This is a genomic window from Pseudarthrobacter sp. TE9888 (assembly GCF_056279345.1).
In genome coordinates, this window is the sequence record NZ_JBWBRD010000002.1 from 4,116,782 (window position 1) to 4,129,861 (window position 13,080).

Here is a 13,080-nt window from a genome sequence, read left to right on the forward strand (position 1 = left end):
GGTTAGCCGGCCAGCTGGCGTTGCAGTTCGCCCAGCCGGGAGAGAACCGAAGCATCAAGCACTTCGTCACCCACCTGGACGCGGATTCCGCCAATAAGCGAGGGGTCAACGTTGATGTTGACCTTCAGTTCCCGCCCGTACAGCGCATTCAGGCCCGCCTGGAGGCGTGCCAGCTGCGTCTGCGACAAGGGCCGGGTTACGCTGACCGTTGCAATCCAGCGCTGCTGCCGCTTGGCCGCCAGTTCGGCGAACCGTTCCACAAGCCGGGTCGGCTTGATCCCGCGTGGCTCGCTGACAGCCTGCGTGATGAGGACTTTGGCTTCCTCACTGACGCCTGGTACCAGCTTCTCGGCAAGGCCAGCCTTGGCTGCGCGCGATGCCTGCGGTTCGGACAGAGCACGTTGTACCTCGTGGTTGGAGGCAACAGCCTGGTTGAAGGAAAACAGGTCGTTTTCCAACTCTTCCAGGCCAGTGATTCCGGAGGCAGAAACGGCCGACTTGTTTTCAGCAACGGAAATGACCACCGTTGCGGCAAGAGTCTCGAGTGCATCGCCGATGTCACGCGCCGATGCCCAGCGTGAACTGGCCAGCCCGCCCGCGATCTCAGCAGCATCAGCGGAGACTTTTCCGCCAACCAACTGCCGCACCAGCGCCGACTTTTCGTCACCGCTGCGGGAGGGGTCAGTCAGGGCACGGCGCAAGCCAGCCGAGCTGTCCACCATTCCCAGAATTCCGAAGAGTTCCTTTGCCAGCTGCAGCGACGCCGTGGGAAGCTTCGCTTCCAACGCGGCAAGGGCTGTTGCCAGCGATTCGCTCGATACGCCTGCCATTACTTAGCTGCACCTGCGTTCTGGGACTCCAGATCTGCCAGGAAGCGGTCCACGACCCGTGCTGCGCGTGCGTCGTCGTCGAGGGACTCGCCCACGATGCGGCCGGCAAGGGTGGTGGCCAGGGTGCCTACCTCGGAGCGCAGTGACACAACGGCCGCCTGGCGCTCGGATTCGATCTGTGCGTGGGCCTGCGCGGTGATGCGGGCAGACTCTGCTGCTGCCTTCTCCTTGAGATCCGCGAGGATCTGGGCACCTTCGGCGCGGGCTTCCTCACGGATGCGGTTGGCTTCGGTGCGGGCGTCGGTCAGCTGCTGCTTGTACTCTTCGAGTGCAGCAGACGCCTCAGCCTGGGCCTTTTCAGCCTTGGCGATACCGCCTTCGATGGCCTCGGCACGCTCTGCAAAGGTCTTCTCGAACATCGGGACAACATACTTGACCACGATGAAGAAGAGGATGGCAAAGCCCACGAAGACAACCAGCATTTCCCAGCCATTGGGAACAAGGGGGTTGACGTCGCCTTCAGCGGCGGCTGAGATGATCAGCTGATGCATATTTCACCCGTCCTTATCTACTCGGTTCTGAATGTTCGCTGAAGTTCTGAAGGTTTACTTGAGAACGAAAGCGAAGACCAGGCCCAGGATGGCGAGGGCTTCGGTCAGGGCCAGGCCAAGGAATGCGATCGGCTGCAGGACGCGCTGGGCTTCCGGCTGGCGTGCAACGCCATTGATGTAGGCAGCGAACACGAGACCCACACCGATACCACCGCCGATAGCCGAGAGGCCATAGCCGATGAGGTTGAGGGAGCCGTTGATGGAGCCTTCCATTTTTTTTCCTTTCAAGATGCCACTTTGTGTGGCAGGTTGTTTGGGTTGCTTCATCCCCGCAAGGGGAAGACTGTGGTGTGCGGCCGGAGCGTGCTGCCCCGGCAGCGTGCCTAGTGGCTGTCGGCGTGCAGTGCGCCTTCGATGTAGATCGCGGTCAGCAGGGTAAAGACGTAGGCCTGCAGGACCATGATCAGGGCTTCAAGCATGTACATGGCGATGGCACCGGCGAGGACCAGGACCGAGGTTCCCTTCAGCAGGAAGTTCTCCTGCATGATCAGGTACTCGATGCCGGAACCGGCGATCATCACGATCAGGTGGCCGGCGAGCATGGTCGCAAACAGACGGAGGCTGTGCGTGACGGGCCGGACAACGAAGTTGGAGATGATTTCGATCGGGATAACGATCGGCAGGATGTACCACGGCACGCCCGAGGGAACGGTGGCCAGCTTGAAGTAGCGGATGCCGTTCTTCTTGACGCCGATGGCGATCCAGGTGATGTACACCAGGCCGGCCAGCACGTACGCTCCACCCACGTGCGAGAACGTGGGGAGCTGGAACACCGGAATGGCGCCGTAGATGTTGTTGACCAGGATGAAGAAGAACAGGCTGAACAGCAGGGGGACGTATTTGATGAAGTCCCGGCCGCCGATGATGTCCTTGGCGATGCCGTTGCGGACAAAGCCGTAGGCGGCTTCGCCGGCGAACTGGAGCTTGCCGGGTACCAGCTGCTGCTTGCGTGCTGCGAGCACGAAGAAGACGGCGATAAAGACGACAGAGAGGAGGACCAGCAGCATCTGCTTGGAGAATCCTTCTGCGGCACCCCACGGCAGGATTGCCGGCAAATGCATTTCGTTAATACCAGGAGGAGTGAACTCTCCTGAATCTTGGGCCGGGAGCGCAAGCGCGATCAACGCGTTTCCTCTCTGCAGTGTCCATCATTGGGCGTTGGGCGGGGTCCGGCAGCCTGACAGCCTGCTGTTCCCCCTGTGAAATTATTTGGCATTATCTTCTCCGTCCTGGGACGGTGCGCTGGGAGCATGGCGCCCATCAGCATTTTTGCGGGAACTGGTGAGGCCGTGCATGTGGGAAAGGTAGAAACCTCCGACGGCTCCAAGCAGAGCGCCTGCGAGCACAATCCAGCGCGTTCCCCACAGATAATCCAGTCCCCACCCTATCAAACTCCAGACGATGATTCCGCCAATGATGTAGCTGAATACAGCCATTCCGGCGTTGTAGCCGCCATCGGTGGACGCGTCGGAAGAAGCCTCTGCGGAGCCGTGTCGGCCGCGTTTGCCATGTGCGGCACCTGCGGTTTTTTTCGGATCACGCATCGGATGCTCCCTTGTCTTCTGGATCGTTGTAGATCTGGAGGCGTGCCCTGCTGAAGCCATGGATCTCCGCGGCCTGCCACAGGACGACAGCCACAACGGCGCCGATGATGAACCACCGGCCATGGAGCCACTCCGGAGCACCTATGACGAACAGGACGACGGCAAACCCGACGACCTTGATGAAGTAGGTGGCTACGAACATCCCGATCGCACCGGAGGGGTTTCGGCGTCCCACGAAGTGTCCCACCAGCAGGCTGATGCCAAAGAAGATCATCACCAGCAGGCCACCAAGGAAACTGGACACCGCCCCGGTTGCCCCGTTGAGGATGCCGGCAGGAATTGCGCAGAGCACAAGCCCGGCCGTGGCGGCAATCGAGCTGCGTTTGAGCAGGTTCAGCCAGAGCGAACGGGTGGGACCGGACGTACCAACGGGTCCATTGCCGGAGGCAGGTCCGGACTCGGCGTTGGAGGTCATGCGATCCCATCGTCGGCACCACATGGCGGATCGCCAGGAGGCAGGGGGTGGAGTGGCAGCTTTGGGCTGCCCCTAAATTCTACACGAGATAGAAATAATTCAGAACCGCCGTTACGCCATGGTTTCGCTGCTGCCGCGGGACAGGTAGGGCCAGGCGGTCACCAGTCCCATGACCAGCGTGGCAAAGATGTCCACGGCGAGCACGATATGCCAGGGGAAGACGGCGAACGCCAGGCCGCCGAACGAGAGCACGGTGGTCCAGAGGTACATCAGGATCACAGCGGTGCGGTGCGAATAACCGATGTCCAGCAGTTTGTGGTGCAGGTGTCCGCGGTCTGCGGACCAGGGCGACCGGCCGCGGGCCGTTCGGCGCACGACGGCCAGTCCCAGGTCCAGCAGCGGGAGGAACAGGACGGCGAAGGGAAGGAGGATCGGAATGATGGTGGAAATACCGTTGGCACGGTCGTAGAGCCCGGACGTGATCTGTCCCGTGGAGACAACGCCGGCCGACGCCATGAGGAGCCCGATCAGCATTGCACCGGAGTCGCCCATGAAGATCTTCGAGGGAAAGAAGTTGTGCGGCAGGAAGCCCAGGCATCCGCCCACGAGGACCGCGGTTATGAGGGTTGCCAGGTCCGAATAATCCAGCAGAACCGCGTTGCGGTGGACCCAGTAGGCGGTAATGAAGAACGCCGTGCCACCGATGACGGCAACGCCCGCGGCCAGGCCGTCCAGTCCGTCAATGAAGTTGAAGGCGTTCATGGTGGTGACGATCAGCCCGGCGGTCAGCGCTATCCGCAGCGTTCCGTCCTGGAGGTAGATGGGCTCCGGAACCCAGGGCACGATGGTCATCTGGACGCCCCAGATGGCCACTGTGAGGCCGGCAGCGCTTTGGCCGATCAGCTTTACCCACCAGCGGATGTCCAGCAGGTCGTCCAGCACACCGACCAGGACGATCACGGCCGCCCCTGCCAGCACGCCCCACGGCGAAAAGTTGTTCCTGTAGATGTCCTTGACGAAGAAGGACTGGCTGGCAACAACCAGCGCCACCATGACGCCCAGGAAGATTGCCACCCCGCCCAGCCTGGACACCGGGGTGGAATGCATGTCCCGGCTGCGGATGGGCAGGTGCAGCTCGAGCCGGTGCCCCACGACGCGGGCGCCCCACGTGGCCGCATAGGAGACGATGGCGGCGGTGAGCCCCATGAGCAGGTACATGATCATGGGACGGCTACCGCTCCGGGAATGGTGGTGCCGAAACCGCTCAGCTGCGGCGGCAGCGGGTTGGGGGTGGGTGGGCTCACGGGCCGGGAATCTGTTCGTCGATAAATGAAACTTCTCCGTCGCCGAGCGCGCAGCAGGCAATGCGCATGGACATACGCGCAGCGCCTTACAGGGCTGTATTACAGTGGACTCTAGTCAAAGATACTAGTGCCACCGGCACCATGGCTCCGCGCCACACGGGCGCACTACCGGCGGGGAACTCCCTGGCAGCCATGCTGAAAGGACCCCCATGACCCCCCGCATTGCGGTTGCCGCCGTGACGTTCGACCGGCCCAAGGAACTGTCCGTCCTGCTGGCTGCGATCAACGCCCAGAGCCGCCAGGTCGACACGATCTGCCTGGTTGACAGTGGCACCACCCCGGCCGCGGACGTGGCTGCGGCCCATCCCAACGTGGACTATGTCCGCTCCGAAGCCAACCTTGGAGGCGCCGGCGGGTTCGCGCTGGCCGCGCTCAAGGCTGTGGCCAGCGGGGCCCGCTGGATCTGGATGATGGACGACGACGCCGAGCCGGTTGATCCCGAATGCCTCGCCACGCTGCTTCGGGAGGCTGAGGCACGCGACCTGGAGGCCGTGGTCCCGTTGGTCACGGCGCCCGGCCATCCTGACCGGTTGTCCTTCTTCTTCCGCCTGGACGGCAAGGTTACGCACGACCGGGCCGAGGTGGAGAAACTCGGATTCCTGCCGGATGACGGCCACTTCTTCAACGGTGCACTGATCCGCTCGGACGTGTTCTTCAAGGTGGGCCTGCCGGACATGCGCTTGTTCATCCGCGGCGATGAAGTTGATTTCACCATCCGGCTGCGAAAGGCCGGGATCCGGTTCGGCACCGTCACGACCACTGCCATCACGCACCCGCACGCCTTCGGGGAAACACAGCATGTCTACGGCGCACGCTGGCACGTGATCGTCCCGGACTCCGCCTTCAAGCGCTTCTACTACTACCGGAACCGCGGCTACCTGATCCGCCGCTACTTCAGGGTGCGTTCCTTCGTGGCCGACGTAGGCGGCTACCTGGGCTACTTCCTGCAGCGCCGGGACCTTCCGGGCTTCCTGGGGTGGGCGCGGGCGTTTACCACCGGCCTGCGCGGCAAGGGCTTCGCCCCGCTCGAAGACCAGAAGTTCTAGGAGAACGCCGCCGGCGCTGCGTCCGGGCCCTGCTTACTTGTCCGGCCCGGACTTCCTGAGCCTGCGGGCAACCAGGAGCCACAGCAGGACCCAGGGCTCCCCCAGCACGCGGTACGCGACGCGGCGCGGATGCAGGAGCAGGCGCCACGCCCACTCCAGCCCCATCCTGCCCAGCCACCGGGGGGCCAGCTTCTGGACCCCCGCCAACTGCTCGATGGCACCGCCCACGGCGCAGTACACAGCAGGGGGCATGTCAGCGAGCCGCCGCTGCATCACGTCTTCCTGGAGCGGCATGCCCAGTCCCAGCAGGACCAACTGCGGCTGTTCACGGTGCAGCCATGCAACGGCCGCGTCTTCAAGGTCAGGGCCCCATCCTTCGCCGGGAAAACCGGACACGCGTGCGCCGGGAACAATGTCCTTCAGCCTGCTGACTGCCCCCGCGTTCGCCTCGGCGCCGGCGCCGATCACCGCAATCCGTTCAAGGCCGGCCACCTGGTCAAGTGCCGGCAGCCAGTCCGTGGAACCCAGGCGGTAATCCATGACGGGTCCGTCGGCGTTGCCGGTCCTCCCCCACAGCCACAGCACCGGCGCCCCGTCCAGGAGCACCACGTCGCTGGCCTCGTAAAGCCGCCGGAATCCGTCGTCGGACAGGGTGAGGGTGACGCTGTGCAGGTTATGGCCCAGGACCGTGCGGGTGGATCCCTCCGCTACGAAGATGCTCAGTTCCGCCACCAGCTCAGGGACCCGCAACGGAGTGGCGTGCACGCCCAGGACCGGGATCTGCTGGCGCTCCAGCGTCATCAAGGCTGCTGGTCCCCGGTGGGGGCGGTGGATTCGGCGTCCGGTGCCGTCACGGCGGACGAGCCGGACGCCGAAGCCGGAGCGCCGCCGTCGTCCTGTACGTCCCCTGCATGTGCGGTGCCTGCATCAGCGTCGGCAGTGGGGTCCTCCCCCAGGCCCAGCACCCCGGGGACATGCTCGCGAAGCTGGTCCAGGCTCACCGCTCCATCGCGCACCACGCGCAGGACGGGTCCGGTCGCGTCCACGATGGTGGACGGCACGCCGGGGTCGCCTTCCAAGGGGCGCGGGCCACCTTCCAGGTACACCTCCACCGAATCGGCCAGCTGCTCGCGGGCAGCGGCGGCGGTCTGGGCCGGGGCGTGGCCGGTGCGGTTGGCTGAAGACACGGCGAGGGGGCCGGTCAAGGTCAGCAGTTCGAGGGCAACGTCATCGGCGGGCATCCGCAGTGCCACGGTCCCCTTGGTCTCGCCCAGGTCCCAGTCGAGGGAGGGCTGAGCGTGGAGGATCAGTGTCAGGCCACCGGGCCAGAAGGCCTCGGCCAGCTTGCGCGCCTCCGCGGACACCTCAGTGGCCAGGCCGTCCAGCGCGTTGATGCGCGGGATCAGGACCGGTGGCGGCATGGTGCGGCTGCGCCCTTTGGATACCAGCAGCATGGTCACGGCCTGAGGCGAGAACGCGTCCGCGCCGATCCCGTACACGGTGTCCGTGGGGAGCACGACGCACTTCTTTTCGCCGATGGCGCGCTGGGCGTCCTCGAGGCCGCGGGCTCGCTCGTCTTCAATGGTGCAGTCATAAGTTGTGGTCACTGGCCCATTCTTTCATTCCGTGTGTCCTGGTCCGCGAGGACGGCGCTGGTGGCGCGTTCCTTGCCGTTGAGGTCCAGGTGCGTCGTGATGTCCGTCCAGGGTCCGGTCCTGGCAAGCATGGCGGCAATCCAGCCGGCCTGCACCTCGGCGTGTTCCATGACGAAGTACCCCCCGGGCCGCAGCAGCCTGGCAGCGGACTTTGCCGCCGCCGTCGGAAGTTCCATGCCGTCCGCTCCCCCGCCGTACAAAGCCTCCGGCGGATCGTGCAGGGCTACTTCGGGTTCGTTGGGGATCGCTTCCGCCGGGATGTACGGCGGGTTGGAAACCACGACGTCGACGCTTCCGTTAAGTTCCGCAAAGGCGTCGCGCAGGTCCCCGAGGACAAGGTCCACACCGAGCGGCAGCAGGTTCTTCGCCGCCCAGGCGTGCGCGAAGGGGCTGAATTCGACCGCGTGCACCTCGGCACCGGGAACCTCCGAGGCGAGCGAACCGGCAATGGCGCCCGAGCCCGTGCCGAGGTCCACGAACCGGGGATGCTGCATCCCCTTGACGTGGTCGATGGCCAGTTGGACCACCGATTCGGTCTCCGGACGCGGGATGAACACGCCAGGTCCCACGGCCAGCTCGAGGTACCGGAAGTGTGCCACTCCGGTGATGTGCTGAAGCGGCACCCGCCCGGCCCGTTCGGCCACAAGCTCCGTGTAGCCGTCGGGGGCCGGGGTGTCGCCCAGCATCAGGGCGCGGAGCCGGCCAAGGCCCACGTTGAGCAGGTGGTCGGCCAGGAGTTCGGCGTCCACCGTGGGGCTGGGCACGCCGGCCTCGCGGAGGACGGCGGTTGCCGCGCTGACGGCGTCGGCGAGGGTCTGGCCCGCGTTCATACCGGGAGGACTAGTCGCCGATGGCGTCCAGGCGTGCCTGTTCGTCCATCTCGATGGCGGACTGGATGACCGGTTCCAGGTCGCCGTTCATGACCTGGTCCAGGTTGTACGCCTTGTAGCCGGTGCGGTGGTCCGCGATCCGGTTCTCCGGATAGTTGTAGGTGCGGATCCGTTCGGAGCGGTCCATGGTGCGGATCTGGGACTTGCGCTGCTCGGAGTTGGCGGCGTCGATCTGCTCCTGCTGGTGCGCAAGGATGCGTGCGCGCAGGACGCGCATGCCGGCTTCGCGGTTCTGCAGCTGCGATTTCTCGTTCTGCATGGCCACTACGATGCCGGTGGGAAGGTGCGTGATGCGGACGGCGGAGTCCGTGGTGTTCACGGACTGGCCACCAGGGCCCGAGGACCGGTACACGTCGATTTTGAGGTCGTTCTGGTTGATTTCGAGCTCTTCGGGCTCGTCCACTTCGGGCAGGACCAGCACGCCGGCTGCGGAGGTGTGGATGCGGCCCTGGGACTCGGTCACGGGCACGCGCTGGACGCGGTGCACGCCGCCTTCGAACTTGAGCCGGGCGTACACGCCTTCGGCGGGGTCGTTGGAGTTGCCCTTGACGGCCACCTGGACGTCCTTGTAGCCGCCCAGGTCCGACTCCGTGGCGGAGATGATTTCAGTCTTCCAGCCGCGGGACTCCGCGTACCGGGTGTACATGCGCAGCAGGTCGCCGGCGAACAGGGCAGCCTCGTCGCCGCCTTCACCGCCCTTGACTTCGAGGATCACATTGCGTGCGTCGTCGGGATCGCGGGGAATCAGCAGGCGCCGCAGCTTGGCCGCAGCAGTCTCCAGCGCAGCCTCAAGTTCAGGCACCTCGGCAGCAAACTCGGGATCCTCGGCAGCCATCTCCTTGGCCGCGGCAAGGTCATCCCGGATGCCTTCCCACTTGTGGTACGCCTCAACAATGCCATTGAGCTGAGCCGACCGCCGCCCCAGCTTCCGGGCCAGCCGCTGGTCAGCATAAACAGCAGGATCCCCCAGCTGCGCCTGGATGGAATCATGCTCATCAAGCAGGCCCTGTACGGACTCAAACATTTTTCAAAACCTTTCGTTCTGTGCCCATCTTAAATCAGGCACAGGAAGCGGCGCGCCACGGTGAGCGAGCCCCGCAACTGCCGCGCGGATGTTCCGCCCCGGGAGTGGCATCGGGCCTGTCGGAGCGTTGCAGCTGACGTACGAAGTACGTCAGCTGCAACGCGAAGGGGCGGGGGCGGAACATCCGCGCGGCACCCACCGCACGAACGCACCGGCGCCCGCCCCTAACTCAGCTACTTGTCGTTATCCGACTTCGCACCAAGCGTCGTCTTCTGGACCTGCATGAGGAACTCGACGTTGCTCTGGGTTTCCCGGATCTTGTTGGTGAGCAGTTCAAGGCTCTGCTGGGTTTCGAGTCCGGAGAGGACGCGGCGCAGCTTCCACATGATCTTGACTTCTTCGGGCGAGAGCAGGTTCTCTTCGCGGCGGGTACCGGATGCGTTGACATCCACGGCCGGGAAGATGCGCTTGTCTGCCAGCTGGCGGGACAGGCGCAGTTCCATGTTGCCGGTGCCCTTGAACTCTTCGAAGATAACCTCGTCCATCTTGGAGCCGGTCTCAACGAGGGCGGTGGCCAGGATGGTGAGCGAGCCGCCGTTTTCGATGTTGCGGGCCGCACCGAAGAAGCGCTTGGGCGGGTAGAGGGCGGCGGAGTCCACACCACCGGACAGGATGCGGCCGGAGGCCGGTGCTGCCAGGTTGTAGGCGCGGCCCAGGCGGGTCATGGAGTCCAGCAGGACCACCACGTCCATGCCCATTTCCACGAGGCGCTTGGCGCGTTCGATGGAGAGTTCGGCCACAGTGGTGTGGTCGTCTGCGGGACGGTCGAAGGTGGAGGCGATGACCTCACCCTTGACGGTGCGCTGCATGTCCGTGACTTCTTCGGGCCGTTCGTCGACCAGCACCATCATGAGGTGGACCTCAGGGTTATTGGTGGTGATGGCGTTGGCGATGGACTGCAGGATGAGCGTCTTGCCGGCCTTGGGCGGGGAGACGATCAGGCCACGCTGGCCCTTGCCGATCGGGGCCACGAGGTCGATGACGCGGGGACCGATCTTCTTGGGGTCGGTCTCGAGGCGCAGGCGCTCCGACGGGTAGAGCGGAACCAGCTTGGCGAACTCGACGCGGTCCTTGAGTTCTTCGGGCGTCTTGCCGTTGACGGACGTGACGCGGACCAGGGCGTTGAACTTCTGGCGGTTGGACTGCTGGTTGCGGTCTTCGCCTTCGCGGGGTGCACGGATGGCGCCCACCACGGCGTCGCCCTTGCGCAGGTTGTACTTCTTTACCTGGGCCAGGGAGACGTAAACGTCGTTGGGGCCGGGCAGGTAGCCGGAGGTGCGGATGAACGCGTAGTTTTCCAGGACGTCGAGGATGCCGGCAACCGGCAGCAGGACGTCGTCATCGGTAACCTCGACGTCGTCCACGTCCGGGCCCTGGTTGCGGCCGCGGCGGCGGTCGTTGCGGTCGCGGAAGCGGTCGTTGCGGGAGTTGTCCCGATCCTGGCCGCCGGAGCGGTCGTTGCGGTCATTCCGGTCGCGGCGGTTGCGGCGGTTGCGGCGGCTTCCGCCGTCGGAGTCGTCGTTGTCGCGGTTGTCCCGGCCGCCGTCGCGCTGGCCGGCTTCGCGGCTGCCGCTGTTGTCCCGGCCGCCGTCGGAATCGCGGGTGTTGTCGCGGCCGCGGGTCCGGCCGCCTTCGCGGCGTTCGGTGCGCTGCCCGCCGTCCCCTGCTTCAGCGGGAGCTTCGGTGCGCTGTTCACCTGCACGCTGCTCGCCTGCACGCTGTTCCGTGGCCGGCTGCTCTGCCGGGGTTTCCACCGGAGCTTCCTGGATGGAGGCGGCAGCGGCTTCGCTGCGGCGGCGGTTGCGGGTGCGGGGCTGGCGCCGCTCGGGGGCGCCTTCGGATGCCTCGGTGGTTTCCGCGGGGGCGGCCGACGGCGCCTCCACGGCTGCGGCGGCAGGCGCCGCAGCGGTTTCCACGGCGGGAGCTTCGGCTGCGGGAGCTACTACGCCGTCGCTGACGGCGCGGCGGCTGCGGCCGCGTCCGCGGGCACGGGTGCCTTCAGCAGCGGGAGCTTCGGTGGCGGCTGCTTCCGGAGCGGCTGCAGCCGGAGCCGCGGTGGTTTCCGGAGCCTTGTCCGCTGCCTTGGCGGGCGTCTTGACGGTCAGGGTGCCTGCGCGGTGGGCGGAGATGGCCGAGACCAGGTCCCCCTTGCGCATGCGGGAGCCGCCGGAGATGCCGAGCTGGCTGGCGAGGGCCTGCAGCTGGGCGAGCTTAAGGCCGGCGAGGCCGCTGCTCTTGGCGGGTGCGGCCGATGATTCGGCAGCAGAAGTTGTGTGTTCCACAGCTGGAGACAGCTCAGTGGTTTCGGTCACGAAGGATCCTTCCCCCTCGACGGCGTCCAGACTGGGAGCTGGACGCGATGATTTGATCTGGGCTGCAGTTCAGATCTGCAGCCGGATTTCAGCCTTGCCGGTTGGATTTCGGCCAGCAGGGCCGGATACTGATTCACCTTGCGCTGCGCCCACGGCGCAGCGCCTGACTGACGCTTTCAGGGGCAGTTGAATGCTGCAGATTCCTGCGACAGACCAAGCAGGTGGCACCGGAATACATTCACAGTGGTAGATCAAACAGCAACTGAATGCAGGAGCAGATCAGATAGGCAGAATTACCGCCGGTGCACGTCCACCTTAGCACCTTCAACGTCCACTGCGAGCTTCAGCACGCGCCAACCGATATCCGGCGTGTTCTCCGCCGTGAAGGCTTCGATGAAGGCCACAGCGTCCGCGGCCTGTGCCTCTCCGTTGGCCAGCACCAGGACCGTTGGCCCGGCACCGGAAACCACTGCGGCATGGCCTGCCTTCCGGAGGGCGCCTATCAGTGCGGCACTGGGCCGCATGGCCTCGGCGCGGTAGCTCTGGTGCAGGTAGTCCTCGGTGCCCGGCAGCAGGAATTCGGGCTTTTGTGTAAGGGCGTGGATCAGCAGCGCCGAACGGCCCGAATTCATGGCAGCCGCATGGTGTCCCACTGATGCGGGCAGCAGGGCGCGGGCAGCTTCGGTGGAGAGTTCGAAGTCCGGGACCGCCACAACAGGGATCACGGATCCGGTAACTGTGGCACTGGTGCTGCTGTACTGCTCACTGTCCTGCCACGACAGCGCCAGTCCGCCGAAAATCGCGGGTGCGACGTTGTCCGGGTGGCCTTCCATCTCGCTGGTGAGCTGCAGGATCCAGTCGCGGCCGCGCTGGTTTTCCGCTGGAACCATGGCATTGGCAGCAGACACAGCCGCCACCACGGCTGATGCGGAGGAGCCCAGCCCACGGCCGTGCGGGTTGACGTTTTCGGCAGTCACCTTCAGGCCGCCGTGGCGGAATCCCAGCCGTTCAAAAGCCGCATCCATGGCCCGGATCACCAGGTGGCTGGCATCACGCGGAAGGGTATCTGCGCCCTCGCCGCTGAGCTCGAAAACGAGTTCGTCCGTGTCCAGGCTTTCCACGGTCAAGGTGTCGTGCAGGGCCAGGGCAAGCCCCAGGCTGTCGTAGCCGGGACCAAGGTTGGCCGTGGTGGCGGGGACGCGGACGGTGACGCGCTGGCCCGGCTCAATCAGTTGCAGTCCGACGGCGGCCTGCGAGGTGGTGTCCAAG

At 65.3% G+C, this 13,080-nt stretch carries 14 protein-coding genes; 1 reads left to right on the forward strand and 13 read right to left on the reverse strand.

Annotated features, from left to right (window positions below; translation table 11 throughout):
- Nucleotides 1-2: 2 nt before the first annotated feature.
- The 7 genes from ACZ9J7_RS19680 to ACZ9J7_RS19710 form a co-directional block, all read right to left on the reverse strand.
- Entirely contained in the window at nt 3-830 is an 828-nt protein-coding gene (locus tag ACZ9J7_RS19680) for a F0F1 ATP synthase subunit delta (RefSeq protein WP_476211651.1), read from the reverse strand.
- Nucleotides 830-1,381, reverse strand: coding sequence for a F0F1 ATP synthase subunit B (locus ACZ9J7_RS19685; RefSeq protein WP_141160057.1), 552 nt, complete (start codon nt 1,379-1,381; stop codon nt 830-832). Before ACZ9J7_RS19685 ends, ACZ9J7_RS19680 begins: the two co-directional genes overlap by 1 nt.
- Before the next feature lie 54 nt (nt 1,382-1,435).
- The gene (atpE, locus tag ACZ9J7_RS19690) at nt 1,436-1,654 is read right to left on the reverse strand and encodes an ATP synthase F0 subunit C (protein WP_003804776.1); all 219 of its coding nucleotides are present in this window, start codon (nt 1,652-1,654) and stop codon (nt 1,436-1,438) included.
- 110 nt (nt 1,655-1,764) lie between these two features.
- The gene (atpB, locus tag ACZ9J7_RS19695) at nt 1,765-2,565 is read right to left on the reverse strand and encodes a F0F1 ATP synthase subunit A (protein ID WP_141160056.1); all 801 of its coding nucleotides are present in this window, start codon (nt 2,563-2,565) and stop codon (nt 1,765-1,767) included.
- Nucleotides 2,566-2,646: 81 nt separating this feature from the next.
- A complete protein-coding gene (locus tag ACZ9J7_RS19700; protein WP_476211652.1) occupies nt 2,647-2,985 on the reverse strand; it encodes an AtpZ/AtpI family protein in 339 nt (112 codons plus the stop codon).
- Nucleotides 2,978-3,460: a hypothetical protein gene (locus ACZ9J7_RS19705; RefSeq protein ID WP_476211653.1), complete on the reverse strand. Its 483-nt coding sequence runs from the start codon at nt 3,458-3,460 to the stop codon at nt 2,978-2,980. Before ACZ9J7_RS19705 ends, ACZ9J7_RS19700 begins: the two co-directional genes overlap by 8 nt.
- A gap of 111 nt (nt 3,461-3,571) precedes the next feature.
- Nucleotides 3,572-4,684: an MraY family glycosyltransferase gene (locus ACZ9J7_RS19710; RefSeq protein ID WP_476211654.1), complete on the reverse strand. Its 1,113-nt coding sequence runs from the start codon at nt 4,682-4,684 to the stop codon at nt 3,572-3,574.
- Nucleotides 4,685-4,973: 289 nt separating this feature from the next.
- Between ACZ9J7_RS19710 and ACZ9J7_RS19715 the strand changes: the two genes are divergently transcribed.
- Entirely contained in the window at nt 4,974-5,870 is an 897-nt protein-coding gene (locus ACZ9J7_RS19715) for a glycosyltransferase (RefSeq protein WP_476211655.1), read from the forward strand.
- Nucleotides 5,871-5,903: 33 nt separating this feature from the next.
- On the opposite strand, the gene ACZ9J7_RS19720 is transcribed toward ACZ9J7_RS19715, so the two are convergent.
- The 6 genes from ACZ9J7_RS19720 to thrB form a co-directional block, all read right to left on the reverse strand.
- On the reverse strand, nt 5,904-6,671 hold the full coding sequence (locus ACZ9J7_RS19720; protein ID WP_476211656.1) for a WecB/TagA/CpsF family glycosyltransferase: 768 nt from the start codon (nt 6,669-6,671) through the stop codon (nt 5,904-5,906).
- Complete coding sequence (locus ACZ9J7_RS19725) at nt 6,671-7,477, reverse strand: L-threonylcarbamoyladenylate synthase (RefSeq protein WP_476211657.1); 807 nt, start codon at nt 7,475-7,477, stop codon at nt 6,671-6,673. Before ACZ9J7_RS19725 ends, ACZ9J7_RS19720 begins: the two co-directional genes overlap by 1 nt.
- Nucleotides 7,474-8,355: a peptide chain release factor N(5)-glutamine methyltransferase gene (gene prmC / locus ACZ9J7_RS19730; RefSeq protein ID WP_476211658.1), complete on the reverse strand. Its 882-nt coding sequence runs from the start codon at nt 8,353-8,355 to the stop codon at nt 7,474-7,476. Before prmC ends, ACZ9J7_RS19725 begins: the two co-directional genes overlap by 4 nt.
- 10 nt (nt 8,356-8,365) lie before the next feature.
- Nucleotides 8,366-9,439, reverse strand: a complete 1,074-nt coding sequence (gene prfA / locus ACZ9J7_RS19735) for a peptide chain release factor 1 (protein ID WP_159631638.1) — start codon at nt 9,437-9,439, stop codon at nt 8,366-8,368.
- 233 nt (nt 9,440-9,672) lie between these two features.
- Nucleotides 9,673-11,811 carry a transcription termination factor Rho gene (gene rho / locus ACZ9J7_RS19740; protein ID WP_476211659.1) on the reverse strand — a complete coding sequence of 713 codons (2,139 nt, stop codon included), beginning with the start codon at nt 11,809-11,811 and terminating at the stop codon, nt 9,673-9,675.
- Between the two features lie 293 nt (nt 11,812-12,104).
- Nucleotides 12,105-13,079 carry a homoserine kinase gene (thrB, locus tag ACZ9J7_RS19745; protein WP_476211660.1) on the reverse strand — a complete coding sequence of 325 codons (975 nt, stop codon included), beginning with the start codon at nt 13,077-13,079 and terminating at the stop codon, nt 12,105-12,107.
- Nucleotide 13,080: the final 1 nt, after the last annotated feature.

Coding starts and splice junctions, on each gene's coding strand:
- ACZ9J7_RS19710 (WP_476211654.1), bottom strand. CDS start 4,684: ATGATCATGTACCTGCTCATGGGGCTCACCGCCGCCATCGTCTCCTAT.
- ACZ9J7_RS19680 (WP_476211651.1), bottom strand. CDS start 830: ATGGCAGGCGTATCGAGCGAATCGCTGGCAACAGCCCTTGCCGCGTTG.
- atpE (WP_003804776.1), bottom strand. CDS start 1,654: ATGGAAGGCTCCATCAACGGCTCCCTCAACCTCATCGGCTATGGCCTC.
- prfA (WP_159631638.1), bottom strand. CDS start 9,439: ATGTTTGAGTCCGTACAGGGCCTGCTTGATGAGCATGATTCCATCCAG.
- ACZ9J7_RS19715 (WP_476211655.1), top strand. CDS start 4,974: ATGACCCCCCGCATTGCGGTTGCCGCCGTGACGTTCGACCGGCCCAAG.
- ACZ9J7_RS19720 (WP_476211656.1), bottom strand. CDS start 6,671: ATGACGCTGGAGCGCCAGCAGATCCCGGTCCTGGGCGTGCACGCCACT.
- ACZ9J7_RS19685 (WP_141160057.1), bottom strand. CDS start 1,381: ATGCATCAGCTGATCATCTCAGCCGCCGCTGAAGGCGACGTCAACCCC.
- ACZ9J7_RS19705 (WP_476211653.1), bottom strand. CDS start 3,460: ATGACCTCCAACGCCGAGTCCGGACCTGCCTCCGGCAATGGACCCGTT.
- prmC (WP_476211658.1), bottom strand. CDS start 8,355: ATGAACGCGGGCCAGACCCTCGCCGACGCCGTCAGCGCGGCAACCGCC.
- ACZ9J7_RS19700 (WP_476211652.1), bottom strand. CDS start 2,985: ATGCGTGATCCGAAAAAAACCGCAGGTGCCGCACATGGCAAACGCGGC.